13 protein-coding genes and 1 tRNA gene are annotated in these 18,843 nt (G+C 62.9%); 5 read left to right on the top strand and 9 right to left on the bottom strand.

What is annotated here, in order from left to right; genetic code table 11:
- The first annotated feature begins 10 nt into the window (after positions 1–10).
- The 3 genes from JYP46_RS03510 to JYP46_RS03500 all read left to right on the top strand — a co-directional run bounded on the left by JYP46_RS03510 (position 11) and on the right by JYP46_RS03500 (position 5,806).
- Positions 11–1,474 (top strand): Y-family DNA polymerase, encoded by a 1,464-nt coding sequence (locus tag JYP46_RS03510; protein WP_206547276.1) that lies wholly within the window; start codon positions 11–13, stop codon positions 1,472–1,474.
- Positions 1,471–4,797 carry an error-prone DNA polymerase gene (locus tag JYP46_RS03505; protein ID WP_206547275.1) on the top strand — a complete coding sequence of 1,109 codons (3,327 nt, stop codon included), beginning with the start codon at positions 1,471–1,473 and terminating at the stop codon, positions 4,795–4,797. Before JYP46_RS03510 ends, JYP46_RS03505 begins: the two co-directional genes overlap by 4 nt.
- Before the next feature lie 79 nt (positions 4,798–4,876).
- Positions 4,877–5,806 (top strand): carbohydrate kinase family protein, encoded by a 930-nt coding sequence (locus tag JYP46_RS03500; protein WP_206547274.1) that lies wholly within the window; start codon positions 4,877–4,879, stop codon positions 5,804–5,806.
- A 278-nt stretch (positions 5,807–6,084) separates the two neighbouring features.
- Here the strand turns inward: JYP46_RS03500 and cysQ are convergent, their stop codons facing one another.
- From cysQ to JYP46_RS03480, 4 genes are all read right to left on the bottom strand, one after another.
- Complete coding sequence (gene cysQ / locus JYP46_RS03495; protein WP_206547273.1) at positions 6,085–6,888, bottom strand: 3'(2'),5'-bisphosphate nucleotidase CysQ; 804 nt, start codon at positions 6,886–6,888, stop codon at positions 6,085–6,087.
- A gap of 78 nt (positions 6,889–6,966) precedes the next feature.
- Complete coding sequence (gene cysN, locus JYP46_RS03490; protein ID WP_206547272.1) at positions 6,967–8,886, bottom strand: sulfate adenylyltransferase subunit CysN; 1,920 nt, start codon at positions 8,884–8,886, stop codon at positions 6,967–6,969.
- Between the two features lie 2 nt (positions 8,887–8,888).
- Positions 8,889–9,848, bottom strand: a complete 960-nt coding sequence (gene cysD / locus JYP46_RS03485) for a sulfate adenylyltransferase subunit CysD (RefSeq protein WP_283799448.1) — start codon at positions 9,846–9,848, stop codon at positions 8,889–8,891.
- Between the two features lie 175 nt (positions 9,849–10,023).
- The gene (locus JYP46_RS03480) at positions 10,024–11,142 is read right to left on the bottom strand and encodes a DegT/DnrJ/EryC1/StrS family aminotransferase (protein ID WP_206545875.1); all 1,119 of its coding nucleotides are present in this window, start codon (positions 11,140–11,142) and stop codon (positions 10,024–10,026) included.
- 297 nt (positions 11,143–11,439) lie between these two features.
- On the opposite strand from JYP46_RS03480, the gene JYP46_RS03475 reads away from it, so the two are divergent.
- Positions 11,440–12,801 carry a phosphohexomutase domain-containing protein gene (locus JYP46_RS03475; protein WP_206547270.1) on the top strand — a complete coding sequence of 454 codons (1,362 nt, stop codon included), beginning with the start codon at positions 11,440–11,442 and terminating at the stop codon, positions 12,799–12,801.
- Positions 12,802–12,853: 52 nt separating this feature from the next.
- Here the strand turns inward: JYP46_RS03475 and JYP46_RS03470 are convergent, their stop codons facing one another.
- From JYP46_RS03470 to JYP46_RS03460, 3 genes are all read right to left on the bottom strand, one after another.
- Positions 12,854–13,114: a sunset domain-containing protein gene (locus tag JYP46_RS03470; RefSeq protein ID WP_222473849.1), complete on the bottom strand. Its 261-nt coding sequence runs from the start codon at positions 13,112–13,114 to the stop codon at positions 12,854–12,856.
- A gap of 199 nt (positions 13,115–13,313) precedes the next feature.
- A tRNA-Gln gene (locus tag JYP46_RS03465) sits at positions 13,314–13,388 on the bottom strand.
- A 111-nt stretch (positions 13,389–13,499) separates the two neighbouring features.
- Positions 13,500–14,600 (bottom strand): DUF2793 domain-containing protein, encoded by a 1,101-nt coding sequence (locus tag JYP46_RS03460; RefSeq protein WP_206547269.1) that lies wholly within the window; start codon positions 14,598–14,600, stop codon positions 13,500–13,502.
- A 529-nt stretch (positions 14,601–15,129) separates the two neighbouring features.
- On the opposite strand from JYP46_RS03460, the gene JYP46_RS03455 reads away from it, so the two are divergent.
- Complete coding sequence (locus JYP46_RS03455) at positions 15,130–16,536, top strand: mannose-1-phosphate guanylyltransferase/mannose-6-phosphate isomerase (RefSeq protein ID WP_206547268.1); 1,407 nt, start codon at positions 15,130–15,132, stop codon at positions 16,534–16,536.
- A 21-nt stretch (positions 16,537–16,557) separates the two neighbouring features.
- On the opposite strand, the gene JYP46_RS03450 is transcribed toward JYP46_RS03455, so the two are convergent.
- Both JYP46_RS03450 and galE read right to left on the bottom strand, forming a co-directional pair.
- On the bottom strand, positions 16,558–17,793 hold the full coding sequence (locus tag JYP46_RS03450) for an O-antigen ligase family protein (RefSeq protein ID WP_222473848.1): 1,236 nt from the start codon (positions 17,791–17,793) through the stop codon (positions 16,558–16,560).
- Positions 17,790–18,779: a UDP-glucose 4-epimerase GalE gene (galE, locus tag JYP46_RS03445; RefSeq protein ID WP_206547267.1), complete on the bottom strand. Its 990-nt coding sequence runs from the start codon at positions 18,777–18,779 to the stop codon at positions 17,790–17,792. Before galE ends, JYP46_RS03450 begins: the two co-directional genes overlap by 4 nt.
- Positions 18,780–18,843 lie beyond the last annotated feature (64 nt).

Raw genomic sequence — 18,843 nt, 5'->3', positions numbered from 1 at the left:
CGCGGCGCTGGTGCTCGTCACCACCACGGACAATGGCCAGCGCATCACCGCGCTCAATCAGGCAGCCGGGGCGCTGGGCTTTTCACCCGGCATGGCGCTGGCCGATGCGCGCGCCATCCACCCCGCCCTGCAGGTCGCCCATGCCGACCTTCAGGGCGATGAGCGCGCCCTCATAAGGCTGGCGCTCTGGTGCCAGTGTTTTTCGCCGCTGACGCGTCCCGACTTTCCCGACGGGGTGAGCCTCGACATTGCCGGCTGTGCGCATCTCTTCGGCGGCGAGAGCGCCCTCATGGAGATGCTGGCGTCAAAGCTTGGCCGTTTCGGCCTCACCGCACGGCTGGCGCTGGCGCCCACCATCGGTGGCGCCTGGGCGCTTGCCCGCCACGCGCCCGATGATCGCCTTGCCGTCACCCGCTCAGCCCTTGCCGGGCACATGGCGCCGCTGCCCGTCTGCGCCCTGCGGCTGGAGGAAGGCACGGTCAAGGCGCTTGAAAAGCTCGGCCTCAAACGCGTCGGCGATCTCATCGGCAAGCCGCGCGCGCCGCTGGCGTCGCGCTTTGGCCCGCTGGCGCTGCGCCGGCTGGACGAGGCGCTTGGCCATGAGGAGGAAAGCTTTCGCCCCCTCAACCCGCCCCATCTGCATGCCGCGCAATGCCGTTTCGCCGAGCCCATCGTCACGCAGGAAGCAATCGGGATCGCCATCGGCCGCCTCACGCGCGACCTCTGCGCGCTCCTTGAAAAGGCCGGCAAGGGCGTGCGGCGCGTGGAGCTGCGGCTGTTCCGCGTCGATGGCTGGTTCGAGGCCCTGCCGCTCGCCACCAGCACCCCCACGCGCGATGCAGCGCATCTCGCCCGCCTTCTCGGCGAGCGGCTCGACCGCATAGAGGATCGCGCCGGCTTCGGCTTCGAGGCGGCCAGCCTCACCGCCCTTTCCGTGGAAACGCTCGCCATGCGGCAGGAGGATCTGGGCGACGACGCCATGACCATGCGTGACGGCGACCTCGCTCCGCTGCTTGACCGGCTGGTCAACCGGTTCGGCGCGCGCAACGTCACCCGCGCCGAGCCCCATGCGAGCTTCCTGCCCGAGCGCGCCGCCCGCGCCGTCTCCGTGCTCAAGCCCGCGCAAAGCCACGACTGGCAGGCCCATGCCCGCTGCATTCAGGATGGCGCGGCCTTTGCCCGCCCCCTCTTCCTCTTTGCCGTTCCGGAGCCTGTCACCACGCTCGCCGGCGTGCCCGATGGCCCGCCCACCCGTTTCGAATGGCGGCGCGTGGCCCACCTTGTGACGCGTGCCGAAGGGCCGGAGCGCATTGCGCCTGAATGGTGGCGCGCGCCACTCGGGGCCAGCCGCAAGACACGCGACTATTTCCGCATCGAAGATGAAGCCGGCCGCCGCTTCTGGCTCTTCCGCGACGGGCTTTATGAGCGCGATGAAGAAACCCCGCGCTGGTTCATCCACGGGGTCTTCGCATGAGCGCGCAATCGTCAAGCCCCATCCCTCTGACCACCGGTTTAAAGGCCGACACCGCCGGAACGCCCCCCAAAAAGCGCTCCGCGCCACCGGCCCCGCCCTATGTGGAGCTCGGCGTCACCAGCAATTACAGCTTTCTGCGCGGCGGGTCTCATCCCCGCGAGCTGGTTGCCGAAGCCGCCCGGCTTGGCCATGCGGCCATCGGCATTGCCGACCGCAATACGATGGCTGGTGTCGTGCGCGCCCATGTGGAGGCGAAGGCGCAGAAGATCCGCCTTGTCGTCGGCGCGCGACTGGTCATGCTGGACGATTTCGAAACGCTCTGCTTCCCAACCGACAGGGATGCCTATGGCCGCCTGACGCAGCTTTTGACCGATGGCAACCGCCGTGCACCGAAAGGCGAGTGCCACCTCCATCTGGGCAATCTGGAACAACTTGGCGCGGACCAGCGCTTCATCGCCATGCCGCCCTATGATTTCGGTTCTGATTTCGAAGAAAACCTGCGCCGCCTCGCAGCCCTCTTCCCCGGCGACGTGTTTTTGGCGCTCACGCCCCATCGCCGGGCCAATGACGGCGCGCGCCAAGAGCGCCTTGCCGCGCTCGCCGCGACCTGTGGCACACCGCTCATCGCCACCAATGACGTGCTCTACCACATGCCGGCCCGCCGCCCCCTTCAGGATCTCCTCACCTGCATCCGCGCACACTGCACCATCGACGAGGCCGGTTTCCGGCTGGAACGCAATGCCGAGCGGCACCTGAAAGCGCCTGCGGAGATGACCCGCCTGCTGCGCGGCCACGAAGACGCCATTGCCCGTTCCGTGGCCCTCATGGATGAATGCCGCTTCTCGCTCGATGAACTGCGCTTCGACTATCCGAAGGAATCGAGCGGTGAGAGCGCCACCCCGCAGGAGGAGCTGGAACGCCTCACCTGGCTTGGCGCAAAAGTCCGTTTCGACGGCGTGGTTCCGCCAAAGGTCGCCGGCATGATTTCCCATGAGCTGAAGCTCATCGGCCAGCTTGGCTACGCCGCCTATTTTCTCACCGTGCACGACATTGTGAACTTCGCCCGCGCACAGACCCCGCCCATCCTGTGCCAGGGGCGCGGCTCGGCGGCCAATTCTGTCGTCTGTTTTTGCCTTGGCGTCACCTCGGTCAACCCCACCGAGATCGACCTTCTGTTCGAGCGCTTCATCTCCGCCGAGCGCGGCGAGCCGCCGGACATCGATGTCGATTTCGAGCATGAGCGGCGCGAAGAGGTGATGCAGTACATCTATGACAAATATGGCCGCCACCGCGCCGGGCTGGCCGCCACCGTCATTTCCTACCGCACGCGCAGCGCCGTGCGCGAGGCCGGCAAGGCCATGGGCCTGTCGCCCGATGTGGTCGCCGCCATGACCGGCCTTGTCTGGGGCCATTCCTCGCGCACACCCGCAGGCGATCAGGTGCGCGAAGCCGGTCTCGACCCCACCGATCCACGCCTGCGACAGACCCTCGTTCTCGTCAGCCAGCTGATCGGCTTCCCCCGCCATCTCTCCCAGCATGTGGGCGGCTTCGTGCTCACCCATTCGCCCTTGAGCGAAATCGTGCCCATCGCCAACGCCGCCATGAAGGACCGCACCATGGTGGAATGGGACAAGGACGATCTCGACGCGCTCAACATCCTCAAGGTGGATGTGCTTTCGCTCGGCATGCTCACCTGCCTGCGCAAGGGGTTCGATCTGTTGCGCGATCACTATGACCGGGATCACACGCTCGCCACCGTGCCCCGCGATGACGGCCCCACCTACGCCATGATCCAGCGCGCCGACACGGTTGGCGTCTTCCAGATCGAAAGCCGGGCGCAGATGTCCATGCTGCCGCGCCTGCGACCGGAAAATTTCTATGACCTCGTGATCGAGATTGCCATTGTCCGCCCCGGTCCCATTCAGGGCGACATGGTTCATCCCTATCTGCGCCGCCGCAACAGGGAAGAGGATGTCGATTATCCTTCCGAAGAATTGCGCGCCGTGCTCCAGAAGACCCTCGGCGTGCCGCTCTTTCAGGAACAGGCGATGAAGATCGCCATCGTCGCGGCCCGCTTCTCGCCGGAAAAGGCCGACCGGCTGCGCCGCGCCATGGCCTCCTTCCGCCGCACCGGCACAATCGACCAATTCCGCGAAGACTTCATCAAGGGCATGCTCGCCAATGGCTATGAACCCGACTTTGCCGAGCGCTGTTTCAACCAGATGAAGGGGTTCAGCGATTACGGTTTTCCCGAAAGCCATTCGGCCAGTTTCGCGCTGCTCGCCTATGCCTCCTCCTGGCTCAAATGCCACTATCCGGATGTCTTTGCCTGCGCACTTTTGAACTCCCAGCCCATGGGGTTTTACTCCGCCTCCTCCATCGTCCGGGATTTCCGCGATCATGGCGGCGAGACACGCCCCGTCGACATCAACCGCAGCGACTGGGACCACACGCTGGAACCCGCCTCGAAAAAGGGCGCGATCCGCCATGCGGTGCGGCTTGGCCTGCGCCAGGTGGATGGCATACGCGAGGCCGCAGCGCTGAAGATCATGGCCACGCGCGGCGCGGGCTTTGCCACCGTGCGCGACCTCTATTTCCGATCCGGCATCGACATGTTCTCCTTGCGCCGGCTTGCCGAGGCGGACGCCTTCCGCTCACTCGGGCTCGACCGCCGCGCTGCCCTCTGGGAGGTGCGCGGCCTGAGCGGCCATCAGGGCGTGCGTGCGGCAGCCGAGGAACTGCCGCTCTTCGCCAGCACCAAAAGCACGGAAGAAACGCCCCTTCAGGCCGAAGAGAGCGTGGCGCTGCCGGAACTTCTTCCCGGCGAGCAGGTGGTGGAGGATTACGGCACGCTCAGCCTTTCTCTCAAGGCGCATCCCGTTTCCTTCCTGCGCCAGCAGCTCAAGGAACGCCGCATCGTGGAAACCCGCGCCCTCGCGGATATCCCGGCCGGGCGCTTCGTGCGCGTTTCGGGCCTCGTTCTGGTGCGCCAGCGCCCCGGCACGGCAAGCGGCGTCATCTTCATGACGCTGGAGGATGAAACCGGCATTGCCAACGTCATCGTCTGGCCGCGCGTCTTCCTGCGCTTTCGCCGTATCGTGTTCGGCGCGCGCATGGTCACCATCGAGGGCATTCTGCAGAAAGAAAGCAATGTCATCCATGTGGTTGCCCGCCGCCTGCTCGACACGACGCCGGAGCTTCTGGCCGCCATGTCCGATCCGGGCGCGGACGCACAGGCGGCGGAAAAGCCCGCGACCGCGCAAAATCTCTGGCGTCACCCGCGCGATGTGCGTGTTCTGCCCAAGGGCCGCAACTTCCATTGATAAGGCCCCGCGCATCCTGCATTGCCAAGCCGCCCGCCGCCCGCTACTCCCGATGGGCAAAACGAACGGGAGGCACGTCATGATCCTTTGTTGCGGCGAAGCGCTGATCGACATGCTGCCGCGCCAGTCGAGCGACGGCGAAGCGGCCTTTGCGCCCTATACCGGCGGCGCGGTCTTCAACAGCGCCATCGCCATTGCCCGCCTTGGCGTGTCCTGTGGCTTCTTCACCGGCCTCTCGGACGATCTCTTCGGTCGGATGCTGCGCGAGAAGCTTGAGGAAAGCCATGTGGATCTTGGCTTTGCGCAGATTTCCAGCCGCCCCACGACACTCGCCTTCGTGACCCTTACCGCCGGTCAGGCCGAATACGCCTTCTATGATGAAAGCACAGCCGGCCGGATGGTCTCGCCCGACGACCTGCCCGCCATCGGCACAGATGTGTCGGCCCTTCTGTTCGGCGGCATCAGCCTCGTGTCAGAGCCCTGTGGCTCGGCCTATGAGGCGCTGATGGCGCGCGAGGCTGCGGGCCGCGTCATCATGCTCGACCCGAACATCCGCCCCGCCTTTATCACCGATGCAAAAAGCCACCGCGCCCGCATTGAGCGCATGCTTGCCCTGTCCGACATCGTGAAAATCTCCACCGACGATCTTGCATGGTTCGGCGAAACGGAAAGCACCGACGCGATCGCCGCGCGCTGGCTGGCGCGCGGGCCCTCCCTCGTCATTGTCACCGATGGCGGCAAGGGCGCGACGGCCTACACGAAATCACAAAAGCAGTTCGTCGCGGCACGGCCCGTCACCGTGGTCGACACGGTCGGCGCCGGCGACACGTTCAACGGCGCGCTTCTGGCGGCACTTGAGATGGCGGGGCTTCTGACGAAGGAGAAAATCGCCGCACTCGGCGCTGAAGAGATTTCAGAAGCAATGACCTTCGCAACCCGCGCCGCCGCCATCACCGTGTCACGCGCCGGCGCAAATCCCCCCTGGAAGGAAGAGCTGACGACGGCCTGACAGGACAGTCAGTTGAAAAAGCCCGGGCCCTGCCTTCCCTTCCCATCAAGGAGCGCCGCAGTTTCGGCCATCCTCCTTCTCCCCGTGTGCGGGGAGAAGGTCCCGGCAGGGGGATGAGGGGCCGCGCAAGCCTCGCCGCACGGCAGCCACCCCATTCAAAACCTGGCACTGATCACAATTGCAGGTGCCCGCCCCTCATCCTCACCTTCTCCCCGCCAGCGGGGAGAAGGAGGCGTTGACGGCTGCGCCTACCACAACAGCGCCCCAAAGGCAGGATGCTACCAGCCCGCCCCTTCGGCAACGAATGTCGGGCTCACAAAGGCTTCCAGCCCCTCGCCGCCCTTCGGCCCATAGGTGAGCGGCGCGCCATCCAGCGTGTGCGCCATGCCGCCTGCCGCACGCAGCACGGCGTCACCGGCCGCCGTGTCCCACTGCATGGTCCGGCCGAAGCGCGGATAGAGATCCGCATCGCCCCGCGCGATCATGCAGAATTTCAGCGACGAGCCGATGGAAACCGTCTCGGCATCCGGATGGCGGGCGATGAAGGCGCGGGTTTCGTCGGTACAGTGCGAGCGGCTTGCGACAATTGCAGGCGGTGTCCGGCGCGGCCGCGCCCTGATCGTCCGCCGCTCCTGCGGCTTGCCGCCCACCACCGGAATTTCAAACGCCGAACCCGGACGCGCCGAATAAAGCAGATCGCGCGCCGGCGCATAGACAACACCGGCCACCGGCTCGCCATTGCGGATCAGGCCGATATTGACGGTGAAATCCGGACGCCGCGCAATGAATTCGCGCGTGCCATCGAGCGGATCTACCAGAAGGAAATTACCGTCGCCGCAGGCCGGAATGACGCCACCGGACGCGGCCTCTTCAGAAACGCAGGGCGTTCCCAGCCCCACATTCCGAAACCCGTCGAGGATCACCCTCTCCGCAGCACGGTCGGCTGCCGTTACCGGCGTATCGTCAGCCTTCTGCTCCACCTCGAAGCCCGCCTCGTAGTGCTGCATGATCGCAGCCCCCGCCGCCAGCGCGAGTTCTTCAAACAGCGCCAGAAGCGCCGCGTCGTCCTTCATCATGCCCATGGGCCAGTCAGTCTTTCCACCAGAGCATCGGACCGGAAACCGGCTTTTGGTTGTTCCGATGCCCTTCTTCAATTCAGATCAGCAATGGCCACGTTCCTTGAGCCAGGCCTCGATTTCGTCGACCAGCTCTTCGGGCGCGCGGGCCGTCGTCTCGATGTGGATATCAGCCCTTTCCGGCGTCTCATAGGGGGAATCGACGCCCGTGAAGTTCTGTATCTCGCCATTGAGCGCCTTGGCATAGAGCCCTTTCGGATCACGCCTCGCGCATTCTTCAAAGGGCGTGTCCACGAAGACCTCCACAAACTCGCCCTCGCTCATCAGCTCGCGCGCCATGCGCCGCTCGGCCCTGAAGGGCGAGATGAACGAGACGAGCACGATCAACCCGGCATCCGCCATCAGCTTTGCCGTTTCGGCCACGCGGCGGATGTTCTCCACCCGGTCCTCGTCCGTAAAGCCCAGATCCCGGTTCAGCCCGTGGCGAACATTGTCACCATCCAGAACATAGGTGTGGCGGCCGGCTGCATGCAGTTTCTTTTCCAGAAGGCTGGCAATGGTCGATTTGCCGGAGCCCGAAAGCCCGGTGAACCACAGAACCGCCGGTTTCTGGTGCTTCAGCTCCGCGCGTGACTGGCGCGTCACGTCGAGCGCCTGCCAGTGGATGTTCGCTGCGCGCCGCAAAGGCCTCTGGATCATGCCCGCGCCGACCGTCGCATTGGTCAGCCGGTCGATCAGGATGAAAGCGCCCGTGGTGCGGTTGTCGCTGAAAGCGTCAAAGGCAATCGGGGCCTGAGTTGAAAAATTGCACAGCCCCACCTCGTTCAGATCGAGGCTGGTTGCCGCTTCCTCGGCAAAATTGTTGATGTTGCGGCGATGCTTGAGCTGGCTCACCGTCGCCGAAACCTCATCCGTTTCGGTGCGCAGAATGTAGGAGCGCCCCGGCAGGAGCGGCTTTTCATCGAACCACACAAGCGTCGCGGAGAACTGATCGGCCACATGCGGGCGCGCCTCCGGCGTCACCAGCATGTTGCCGCGCGAAAGCTCCACCTCGTCCTCGAGCAGAAGCGTCACCGCCTGCCCCTCCGAAGCAACGTCGAGATCGCCATCCTGCGTGACGATGCGGCGGATGCGCGTCTGCTTGCCCGACTTGGCGACCGTCACCCGCTCGCCGACGCCGATGCTGCCAGCAGCCACCGTGCCCGAGAAACCGCGAAAATCAAGGTTCGGCCGCGAGACATACTGCACGGGAAAGCGAAACGGCTTACCCTCCGCCTCGGCCTCGATGTCGACCGTCTCCAGATGCTCCAGCAGCGACGGCCCATCATACCAGGGCGTCTTGCCCGACGAGCGGATGACATTGTCGCCATAGCGCGCCGACATGGGGATCGGCTGGATCGTCGTGAAGCCGAGCTCTTCGGCAAACGCGCGATATTCCGCCGCGATGCGCTCGAACACGGCTTCGTCGAAGCTGACAAGGTCGATTTTGTTCACCGCCAGAACGATGTGGCGAATGCCCAGAAGCGAGGCGATCATCGAGTGTCGGCGCGTCTGAGGCAGGATGCCCTGCCGCGCGTCCACCAGCACGATGGCCACATCCGCTGTGGATGCGCCGGTCGCCATGTTGCGCGTGTACTGCTCATGGCCCGGCGTGTCGGCCACGATGAATTTGCGGCGCGGCGTGGAGAAGAAGCGATAGGCCACATCGATGGTGATGCCCTGCTCGCGTTCGGCCTCCAGCCCGTCGACCAGCAGTGCGAAATCGATCTCGTCGCCAGCCGTGCCGTGCTTGCGGGAATCGTTTTCAAGCGCTGCCAGCTGGTCCTCGAAGATCAGCTTGGTGTCGAACAGGAGACGCCCGATCAGCGTCGACTTGCCGTCATCCACCGAGCCGCAGGTCAGGAACCGCAAAAGCCCCTTGTTCTCCTGCCCGGCCACATAGTCGCGGATATCGACCAGAGCATCGTCATCTTCACGCAGAAGCGCTGTGTTGGCGGTCAACATGATCAGAAATACCCCTCGCGCTTCTTCTTTTCCATGGAGCCTGCCTCATCGCGGTCGATCAGGCGCCCCTGCCGTTCAGACGTGCGGGCCGTCAGCATCTCGCCGACGATTTCCTCGAGCGTGGCAGCGGTCGACGGGATCGCGCCCGTCAGCGGGTAGCAGCCAAGCGTGCGGAAGCGCACCAGACGCTCCTCCACCTTCTCGCCCGGCTGAAGGCGCATCCGGTCGTCATCGACCATGATGGTCATTCCGCCCCGATCCACCACCGGCCGTCTGGCGGCGAAATAGAGCGGAACAATGGGAATGTTTTCCTGCAGGATGTATTGCCAGATGTCCTGCTCGGTCCAGTTGGAGAGCGGGAAGACACGGATCGATTCACCCTGCGCCACGCGCGTGTTGTAGATTTTCCACATTTCCGGCCGCTGGTTCTTCGGGTCCCAGCCATGGCCTGCGGAGCGGAACGAGAAAATGCGTTCCTTGGCGCGGCTCTTCTCTTCGTCGCGCCGCGCGCCGCCAAAGGCGGCGTCAAACCCGTATTTGTCGAGCGCCTGGCGCAGCGCCACCGTCTTCATCACATGGGTGTGCGTGTTGGAGCCATGATCGAACGGATTGATGCCGTCGCGCACGCCCTCCTCGTTTACATGCACCAGAAGCTCAAAACCCTTTTCGCGCGCCATCCGGTCGCGAAATTCGATCATCTCGCGAAACTTCCAGGTGGTGTCCACATGCAGGAAGGGGAATGGCGGTTTGGCCGGATAGAACGCCTTCATCGCCAGATGCATCAGCACGGACGAATCCTTGCCGACGGAATAAAGCATCACCGGCTTTGAAAAGGTCGCCGCCACTTCGCGGAAGATGTGGATCGCCTCGGCTTCCAGCCTGTCGAGATGGGTAAGGGCTGCCGGCATGTTTTCGCCTTCGCGTCTTTGTCGCTGCGGCCGGAGCCTTTGCGGCTTCCGGATCCTGCCCTTGGGGTACCATGCGGTTTTCGGCCCTCTCAAGGCGCGCACGCCCAACCTCACCCCGGTTTGCGAGGCGCTTTTTGCGTTGTTTCCGGCAAAGGGGAAAAGGCATTTCAGAATGCAAAAAAGGCCCGCTTTCACGGGCCTTTTCGGTGTCCTGGAAGCAGTCGTCAGCCTATTCGGCGACGGCGCTGCGGATGGTCTCGATCACACGATCCTGGTCGCTCTCGGCGAGATAGGGGTGCATCGGCAGGCACAGGATGCGGTGCGGCAGGCTCTCCGAGATGGCGAGACCACCGGGCGCTTTCGCATGCATCTCATAGGCCTTCTGCAGGTGCAGCGGCTTCTCGTAATAGACAACCGAGGGAATGCCCGCCTCACCAAGGCGCTTGCGCACCAGGTCGCGCTTCCCGGTCTCGATGGCATATTGCGCCCAGGCCGAGCGATGGCCCTTCGGCGTCACCGCCACCTTCACCACATCGCCCAGACCTTCGGCATAGCGTGCGGCAACCTTCTGGCGCGCTTCCATCTCGTCTTCGAGGATCGCCAGCTTCTCGATCAGGATCGCGGCCTGAATCGTGTCGAGGCGTGAATTCAGGCCCACGCGCACATTGTCATACTGGCTTTCGCCCTTGCCGTGGAAGGCGATGGAGCGCAGCACATCAGCCAGCTCGTCATCATCGGTGAACATCGCACCGCCGTCGCCATAGCAGCCGAGCGGCTTGGCCGGGTAGAAGCTGGTGGACGCCACATGGCCGAACGCACCGCAGCGCTTGTTGTTGAGCGTGCCGCCGATGGACTGGGCGGCGTCCTCGATGATGCGCAGATCTTCACGCGCAGCGATGCCTTCGATGGCTCCGTAGTCGGCAGCCAGACCAAAGAGATCGACCGGGATCACCGCCTTCGGCGTCAGTCGGCCTTCCGCCTTGATGTGGTCGATGGCGGCCGTCAGGCTCTTCGGGTCCATATTGTAGGTGTCGGCGTCGATTTCCACGAAAACCGGCTCTGCGCCGGCCAGCGCCACGACTTCGGCCGTCGCTGCAAAGGTGAAGCTCGGGCAGAACACCGCGTCGCCCGGTCCGATGCCATAGGCCATCAGCGGCATGAGCAGGGCGTCGGTGCCATTGGCGCAGGCGATAACGTGCTTGGTGCCCACATAGGCCGCGAGCTGCTCTTCAAGAGCGCTGACTTCCGGCCCGAGAATATAGCGCCCTTCGGCAACAACCTTGTCGATTGCGGTCGCCAGTTTGTCCTTGATGCGCTCACGCTGAGCGCCGAGATCGATAAATTGCATTTGTTGCCCAATCGGTTGCGGGATGATTCCGCGTTATCCCCGTCCGTTGAATAGGGATGCGGCGGGCGCAGTGCAACCAACGCCCCCCTTCAAACTGATGCGCCGGCTGTTACACGAGGTGAACAAGCCGGCATGCAACCGTTTCAGCTCTTGTGTATTTGCGTAGCGTGCGCATTTGTCGCCGCAATTGTGACTCTGTGTGCCTTCATCCAATTCTAACAAAACTTCAATCAATCATTGCAATGCTAAACGATGACAGAGCATTGTTCATCTTCGAGATTATTCAGGAAGGAAAGTATGGGCGCCCCCTTCAAAGCGTATGACGTTCGCGGCCGTATCCCCGCAGAAATCAATGTTCCCTTCGCCTATCGCTTTTCGCAGGCGCTCAAGCAAAGCCTCAACCCCGGCACGGTCGTTATCGGCCACGACATGCGCATGGACAGCCCGGCGCTGGCCGAAGCGCTGACCCAGGGCCTTCTCGACAGCGGCGTCGCCGTGCGCCCCGTTGGCCGCTGCGGCACGGAAGAGGTCTATTTCCACACCGCCGCAAGCGGCGCGGACGCCGGCCTCATGGTGACCGCCAGCCACAACCCGCCCGATTACAACGGCATCAAGATGGTGCTGAAAGGCGCGTCCGCCGCCACGCCGGACAACGCCTTCAACGCAATCGAAGAGATCATGCGTTCGGATGCGGTGCTTCAGCCGGTTGCCGATTATGCCGCGCGCGGCGCACTGCACGATCCGTGCGACCGCGACGCCTATATCGAACGCCTTCTCAACGAGGTGGCCGGCCAGAACCTGAAACCGATGAAGATCGTCTGTCACGCCGGCAATGGCTGTGCAGGCCCGATCATCGATCTTCTGGAAAAGCATCTGCCCTTCACCTTCATCAAGATCGACCACGAGCCCGATCCGCGCCTGCCCAATGGCGTGCCCAACCCGCTGCTTCCGGAAAAGCGCGAGAAGGCCAGCAGGGCGGTGATCGAGCACGGCGCGGACCTCGCCATCGCCTGGGACGGCGATTTCGACCGCTGCTTCCTCTACGACCACAAGGGCCGTTTCGTGGAAGGCTATTATCTGGTCGGCATGATCGCCCAGTCCCTGCTCGCCAAGAATCCGGGCAGCACCGTTCTCTACGACCCGCGCCTGACCTGGAACACGATCGACGTGGTGGAAAGCGCCGGCGGCGTGGCGAAGGCCTGCCGCACGGGCCATGCCTATTTCAAGCAGATGATGCGCGAGGAGAACGCCATCTATGGCGGCGAGATGAGCGCGCACCACTACTTCCGCGATTTCGCCTATTGCGATTCAGGCATGCTTGCATGGCTCAACGTGGTGGCGGAGCTTTCGGCCAGCGGCACGACGCTCGCCGAGCGCCTGGAAGAGCGCATCGCTGCCTATCCCTGCTCGGGCGAGATCAACTTCACCGTTTCGGACGCAACCGCGGTACAGGCCCGCATTTCCGATCACTACATGCCGCAGACCCCCGAAATCGAGAGCCAGGATGGCCTCGGCATGGTGTTCGACGACTGGCGCTTCAACCTGCGCGCCTCCAACACCGAACCCCTGCTGCGCCTCAACGTGGAGACCCGCGGCGACAAGGCGCTCCTGAAGGCAAAGGTGGACGAGCTGCGCGGGATGATCGAGCAGGCTGGTTGATCGGAAGAACAATAACGCTTCAGGAAAGCCCGGCTGAAAAGAGCCGGGCTTTTCAGACCTTGGATCTGCGCCATCCTGCGCGGCGCGCCTCGGCTTCCGAACAGAACCACCTCTCCCCGTAGCGCGGCGAGATGACGGTCTGCTCGTAATAGCGTTGCCCCGGCACATGATAGATGCGCTCACCGGTATCGATGCTGACATTGCCCTTGATGTTGCAATTTGCCGACTGCATCAGCGCCTGAACCGGCTCGAGCCGTCCCCGGTCATAGGCGTATCCGGCGCCAACGGCTCCCAGAAGAACCGCTCCGAACAAGACTTTTTTCGTCAAACGCAATCGTTTGGCGCGTCTGAAACGCCGGGACGCGTCAATGACTTCGGGAGTAGGCTTCCACTTGCTCATGGCGCAAAGCTAGCCGTCAAAATTTGACGCAGCCCCAAGACACCCGAAGCAATTTGAAGAAAATTGCTCGCGTTCTCGCTTCAACAACAGAGATTTCTGGATTTGCGAAGGCTGGCTGGGGCGGCAGGATTCGAACCTGCGAATGACGGTACCAAAAACCGTTGCCTTACCACTTGGCGACGCCCCAAGACCGAGCGAAGCGGTGGATAGCAGAAGCGCGGCCCCACGACAAGCAGGCGTTTTCAGCCTTTCTGTGGAGCACGCGCCAGTCGCTGCGTCAGGCGTCAGGCATCAGGCGTCAGGCCACCCACTCTCCCCAGAACCGCGTGACCGTCGCCGGCACATAGCCATCAAGCCCGCTAAAGAGCTGCGCAAGCGCCACCGTGTCGCCCGCCGCCAGGCGCGCCATCACGTGAAGATGCAGCGCCGTTTCCGAACCATCCACCGCCAGATCGGCCACATCGCCCGCCACCAAAGGCGCGCAGAGGTCGCTCACGCCGTTGAGCACCAGCTTCGCCTTCACCGCCGTCGGCACATTCGCGCCATTCTGCTTCCAGCCGATGCTCGCCCCAAAGCGGTAGAGCCCGTCTGCCGGCGCGGTGAACCGGTTTGCGCCCGTGTCGAAGGACATCTGATCGTTCGACAGCGTGTTGTTGACGGCCACGGTCTGCCATGTGTCGGCGGCGACATACTGATCGTAATTGATGAAGCCAAGGAATTTGACGTTGCCCGGCAGCGACACAAGGCCGGAACCCTCATCCGTGCGAATCGCATCCTTGAAGGCCAGACCATCGGGAGAAACCGCGAGCCGCCAGCCATCGGAACCGAGCAGCCCAAACATCGCGCGCGTCACGAAACCGCTCTGCAACAGGAAGCCCACATCGCCGGCAGGCGCTTCCTTGTTCATCGTGTAGAGCAGGCTGCCCGTTCCCCCTTCGGCAGCGTAGCGGGCCGTCCAGAACGCCTTGTCCAGCTTTGCAGAAAACGGGTTGGTCGCATCGGCGGTCGTTCCAAGCCCGAACAGCGCTGCATTCTGGATCTCCGCCGCGCTCTCCGGAAATCCGTTGATGGCCTGCCAGCCCACGCCATCAAAGGCGGCAAGACGCGCCTCGTCGATGATCCAGGCCCGCCAGCCGGCAGCCGGCGCAAGCCGCATCCACGCCCCATCGGCGAAATACGCCACCTGCCCTTCCCAGCCCGTCCATGCCCCGGTCGCTGCCGCCGCAACGATGTGGCATTCGCCCTCTTCGGGGCTGACCGGCGGTGCGGAGAGGTCGCGGTCACGCACAGCGAGCTGCACCAGCCCGTCCAGAAGACGAATGGCTTCGTTGTGCGTCACGTGTTTCTGCGCCTGCGACGGCATGATGTAGGGAAGCTTGAGATTTGCGGTCTGTTCCATCTTGGCCCGTTCCTTTTGATCGGGGAAAGTCTAGGAGCGGCAGAGGGCGCGGGGAGAAAACGGTGCCGTTCATCGCGCCCTCTCCCCGGCAAAGGGCGCATGAGTGCGCACGATTGGCCTGCTTGAACGAGGCGCGGCGGGGAGAAAAACAACCGTGGAGGTAGTCCCCTCTCCCCATGGACGGGGCAAATCCCTTGATGGCGCTCTTGCCTACACCCCGCGTCAACGTTTCCAATCTAAAGTCGGGGCATCCTTGGCGAAGGTTCCCGGCATTGCACTGTTCGAAGGCATCCGGGCACTGTTCGAAGGCATCCGGCGGCCTGCGGCACAGGCCACAAAATTTCGCAGTCAGGTGGGAACAGCTGACATCCGCATAAGTGCGGAAAAACAGACAGATAGAGCGTCGGACTGAAAAGTTGATTCCGGCTTTAGGCCTGATGCTCCGTCAAAATTCTGGATCGTCCTTTGCGCGCCCGAAGGGGTGCGCGGCGATCCAGAGGTTCAGAACCAGAACGGCGGGGGTAGGCTCATGTTGGTACCGGTGATCATGGCGGGTGGAATGGGAACGCGGCTCTGGCCGGTTTCGCGCGAGCACTACCCCAAGCAGTTCTGCGCGCTGGTGGGCGACAGCACAATGCTGCAACAGACAATGCGCCGGCTGGACGGGCTGGGCGCAGCCACGCCCCTCACCGTCTGCAATGAAGAGCACCGCTTTCTGGCGGCCGAACAGCTTCGGCAGGCCGGCGTCGAAAATGCTCCGATCCTGCTTGAGCCTGTCGGCCGCAACACCGCGCCCGCGATCACGCTCGCAGCCCTTCAGGCGACGGCGAATGGCGCTGACCCGCTGCTTCTCGTCATGCCCGCAGATCACCTGATCCAGAACGTGCCCGCCTTCCATGAGGGGCTCTCAAGGGCAAAGGCGCTTGCCGAGGAAGGCTGGCTCGTCACTTTCGGTATCGTGCCCACCTGCCCCGAAACCGGCTTTGGCTACATCCGCCGCGGCAAGAAGATCGGCGACAGCGGCTTTGCGGTGGCCAGCTTCGAGGAAAAGCCGGATCTCGAAACGGCCAAGGCCTATCTCAAGGAAGGCGCATGCGACTGGAACAGCGGCATGTTCCTGTTCCGCGCCAGCGTCTATCTGGACGCCATGCAGAAACACGCGCCCGCCATTCTGGAGGCCTGCCGCGCCGCCATGGCCGGCGTGGAAAGCGATGCCTATTTTTTGCGTCCCGAGCGCGCGGCCTTCGAGGCATGCCCCTCCGATTCCATCGACTATGCCCTTATGGAGAAGACCGACCGCGCGGCCGTGGTCCCGCTCGACGCCGGCTGGAACGACATCGGCTCATGGTCGGCCATCTGGGAGGCGCAGGACCGGGACGCGGATGGCAATGCGCTCATCGGCGATGTTCTGCAGGTCGCGTCCAAAAACTCCATTGTCTCCGCGCAGAAACGCCTCGTCGCCATCGTCGGCGTTGAGGATCTCGTGGTCGTTGAAACGGCTGATGCCGTCCTCGTGGCCAAACGTGATGCCGTACAGCACGTCAAGGAGATCGTCTCGCAGCTGAAATCCGCCGACCGCACCGAGCATGTGGACCATCGCCGGGTCTATCGTCCGTGGGGCGATTACGATTCCATCGATTTCGGCAACCGCTACCAGGTGAAGCGCATCACGGTGAAGCCCGGTGCAAAACTCTCCGTGCAGAAACACCACCACCGGGCGGAACACTGGGTGGTCGTCCGCGGCACGGCGCGGGTTCTGAAGGGCGAAGACACGATCATGCTCACCGAGAACCAGTCCACCTACATTCCGCTTGGCGAGATCCACGCGCTGGAAAACCCCGGCAAGATCCCGCTGGAGCTGATTGAGGTGCAGTCCGGCTCCTATCTGGGCGAAGACGACATCGTGCGTCTGGAGGACCGTTACGGCCGCGTATAACGCGGCCGCGACGTCAGATCATCAAGGCCTTTCAGCCCGATCCGCATCGGTCAGGCGCGAGGTTCCCCGCGCCAGGAACAGCCCCACGATCAGAAAGACCATGAAGACCGTGTCAAGAATGTCATGGCCGAACATGACGTTCACGCTGCCACCTCCGGCATAGACCGCTGCAAGCATGAGCAGCATCGCGCCGCCGAGGCGGGCGAGCGGGTCCTCTTTGTTCCCGAGGCTCTTTATCGCATAGACGGTGATCACCGCGAACATCGCGATCACCGCACAGCCCGCCACAATGCCACCCTCGATAAAGATGGTCATGAAGCCGTTGTGAAAATGGGTGAACCCAACCTCAATGCCGAAATCCCGCAGCACATGTTCCTTGATGAGCGCCGAGGTGTTCTGCATCCCGTGGCCGAGAATCGGGCTCTCGGCAAAGAGCCGAACACCGCTTTCCCAGAGCGCCACCCGCAGTCCGATTGAGGTGTTGTAATCCCCTCCGGCCATAAGCCTGTCGACGTTCTGCCAAAGGGCATCGAAACGGCTGACAATCAGGCCGGAAGTCAAGACCAGCAACAGCAAGGCTACGCCCAGCAGCGCAAGCACATGCCCTCTCAGAACCGTAAAGACGCGCGCGCGGAAAATGAACAATTGCAGGAAAGCGAGCACAATCATCACAAGCCAGACAGAACGGGACTCTGAAAGCAGTACGGCTCCAAAAGCAGCCGCGAAAGCGAGCAGGAGAAAGAGAGCCTTCTTGCTGTCAAGGATGAGCCCCCCTGCCAGACAGGTGAGCCCCGCCAGACAAGCCACATCCGCAAACACAAGTGCGTTGCCTGCACCACCCTCGGCACGCAGTCCCAGAAACTCAGACTGTACGAAGGCAAAAATCAATGCCCCGAAACTTGCAATAACCGATCCCAAGAGTGCGGCCTGCGCCACGTCTTCCCGGTCGGCGATTGTCCAGATCGAGTAGGAAAAGGGAAACAAAGCGAAGGTCGCAAGCGGCAGGAGCTTGTAGACACTCTGCCACGAAGGATCATTGATGAGGAAGGCGATAAGGTTCGCGGCCACATAAAGCAGCATCAGCATGGCGATCCAGCGCATCGCGCTGTCAGGGCTCAGCCGCCGCCGTCCCGAAAGCACTTCAAAGACACACCAAAGTGCGCCGCCATGCCACACCACGCTTGTTGCCGACCCAACGACCGGCGGCATTGAGAAACAGGCGAGCGTAAAGAGCCTGTTGACGCCAGCATACCTCATTTACGGTTCCGTCCGGCAAGCTTCTTTTCCCAGTTCAGCGCATGCGTCACGATCTGGCGCAGATCGTCATACTTCGGCTTCCAGGAAAGTTCCCTCCGGCACCGCTCCGCCTCCGCGACGATGGCAACCGCATCACCCTGTCTACGGCCGGAAATCCGAACATCAAAGTCAGTCTGCGACACATCTTTCACCGCATTGATTACCTCAAGCACGGAGTAGCCATTTCCGTAGCCGCAATTGGCCACGAGGCTGCCGCCACCCGAGCGCATGCGACGGAGCGCCAGGTAATGTGCGTTCACCAGATCGGACACGTGAATGTAATCACGCACGCAGGTGCCGTCCGGCGTTTCATAATCCGTTCCGAAGACCTCCATATGACAACGTTTTCCCGTGGCGGTCTCGCAGGCAACCTTGATCAGATGCGTTGCGCCCTTGGTCGACTGCCCCGTGCGCAATTGCGGATCAGCGCCGGAGACGTTGAAATAGCGGAGCGCCGTATAGTCGAAATCGTGCGCAGCTGCGCTATCCCGCAGCATGAGCTCCGTCATCATCTTGGAAGTGCCATAGGGCGATTCGGGGCGCAGTTCGGTATCTTCTCCCACCGGGAAGCGCGCGGGGCTGCCATAAACAGCAGCCGTGGAAGAAAAGATGAAATGAGGAACGCCGCAGCGAACCGCGCTCTCGATCAGACTATGGGATTTGACCGTGTTGTTGAGATAATAGCCCAGCGGATCGGATACGGATTCGGGAACCACGATCGAGCCCGCAAAGTGAATAATCGCGTCCACATCGTGCTTGCGGATCATTTCCTCCACCAGCGTCTGGTCGGCGATATCCCCCACCACCAGCGTTGCCGCTTCGGGAACCGCCCAATCAAAGCCCGTGCTCAACCGGTCGAGAACGACCACGTCTTCTCCATGGTCGAGAAGCTCCAAGACCATATGGCTGCCGATATAACCGGCGCCACCAGTGACCAACACGCTCATGCTGTTCCTCTCAAAAAACTAAAATAAATCATAAAAAAATCGGGCCAGACATCCCCTTCTGGCC

Origin of the sequence: Nitratireductor aquimarinus (genome assembly GCF_017255295.1) — a bacterium.
Taxonomy (GTDB): Bacteria; Pseudomonadota; Alphaproteobacteria; order Rhizobiales; family Rhizobiaceae; genus Nitratireductor; species Nitratireductor aquimarinus.
This window is presented reverse-complemented; position numbering and strand designations above follow the sequence as displayed.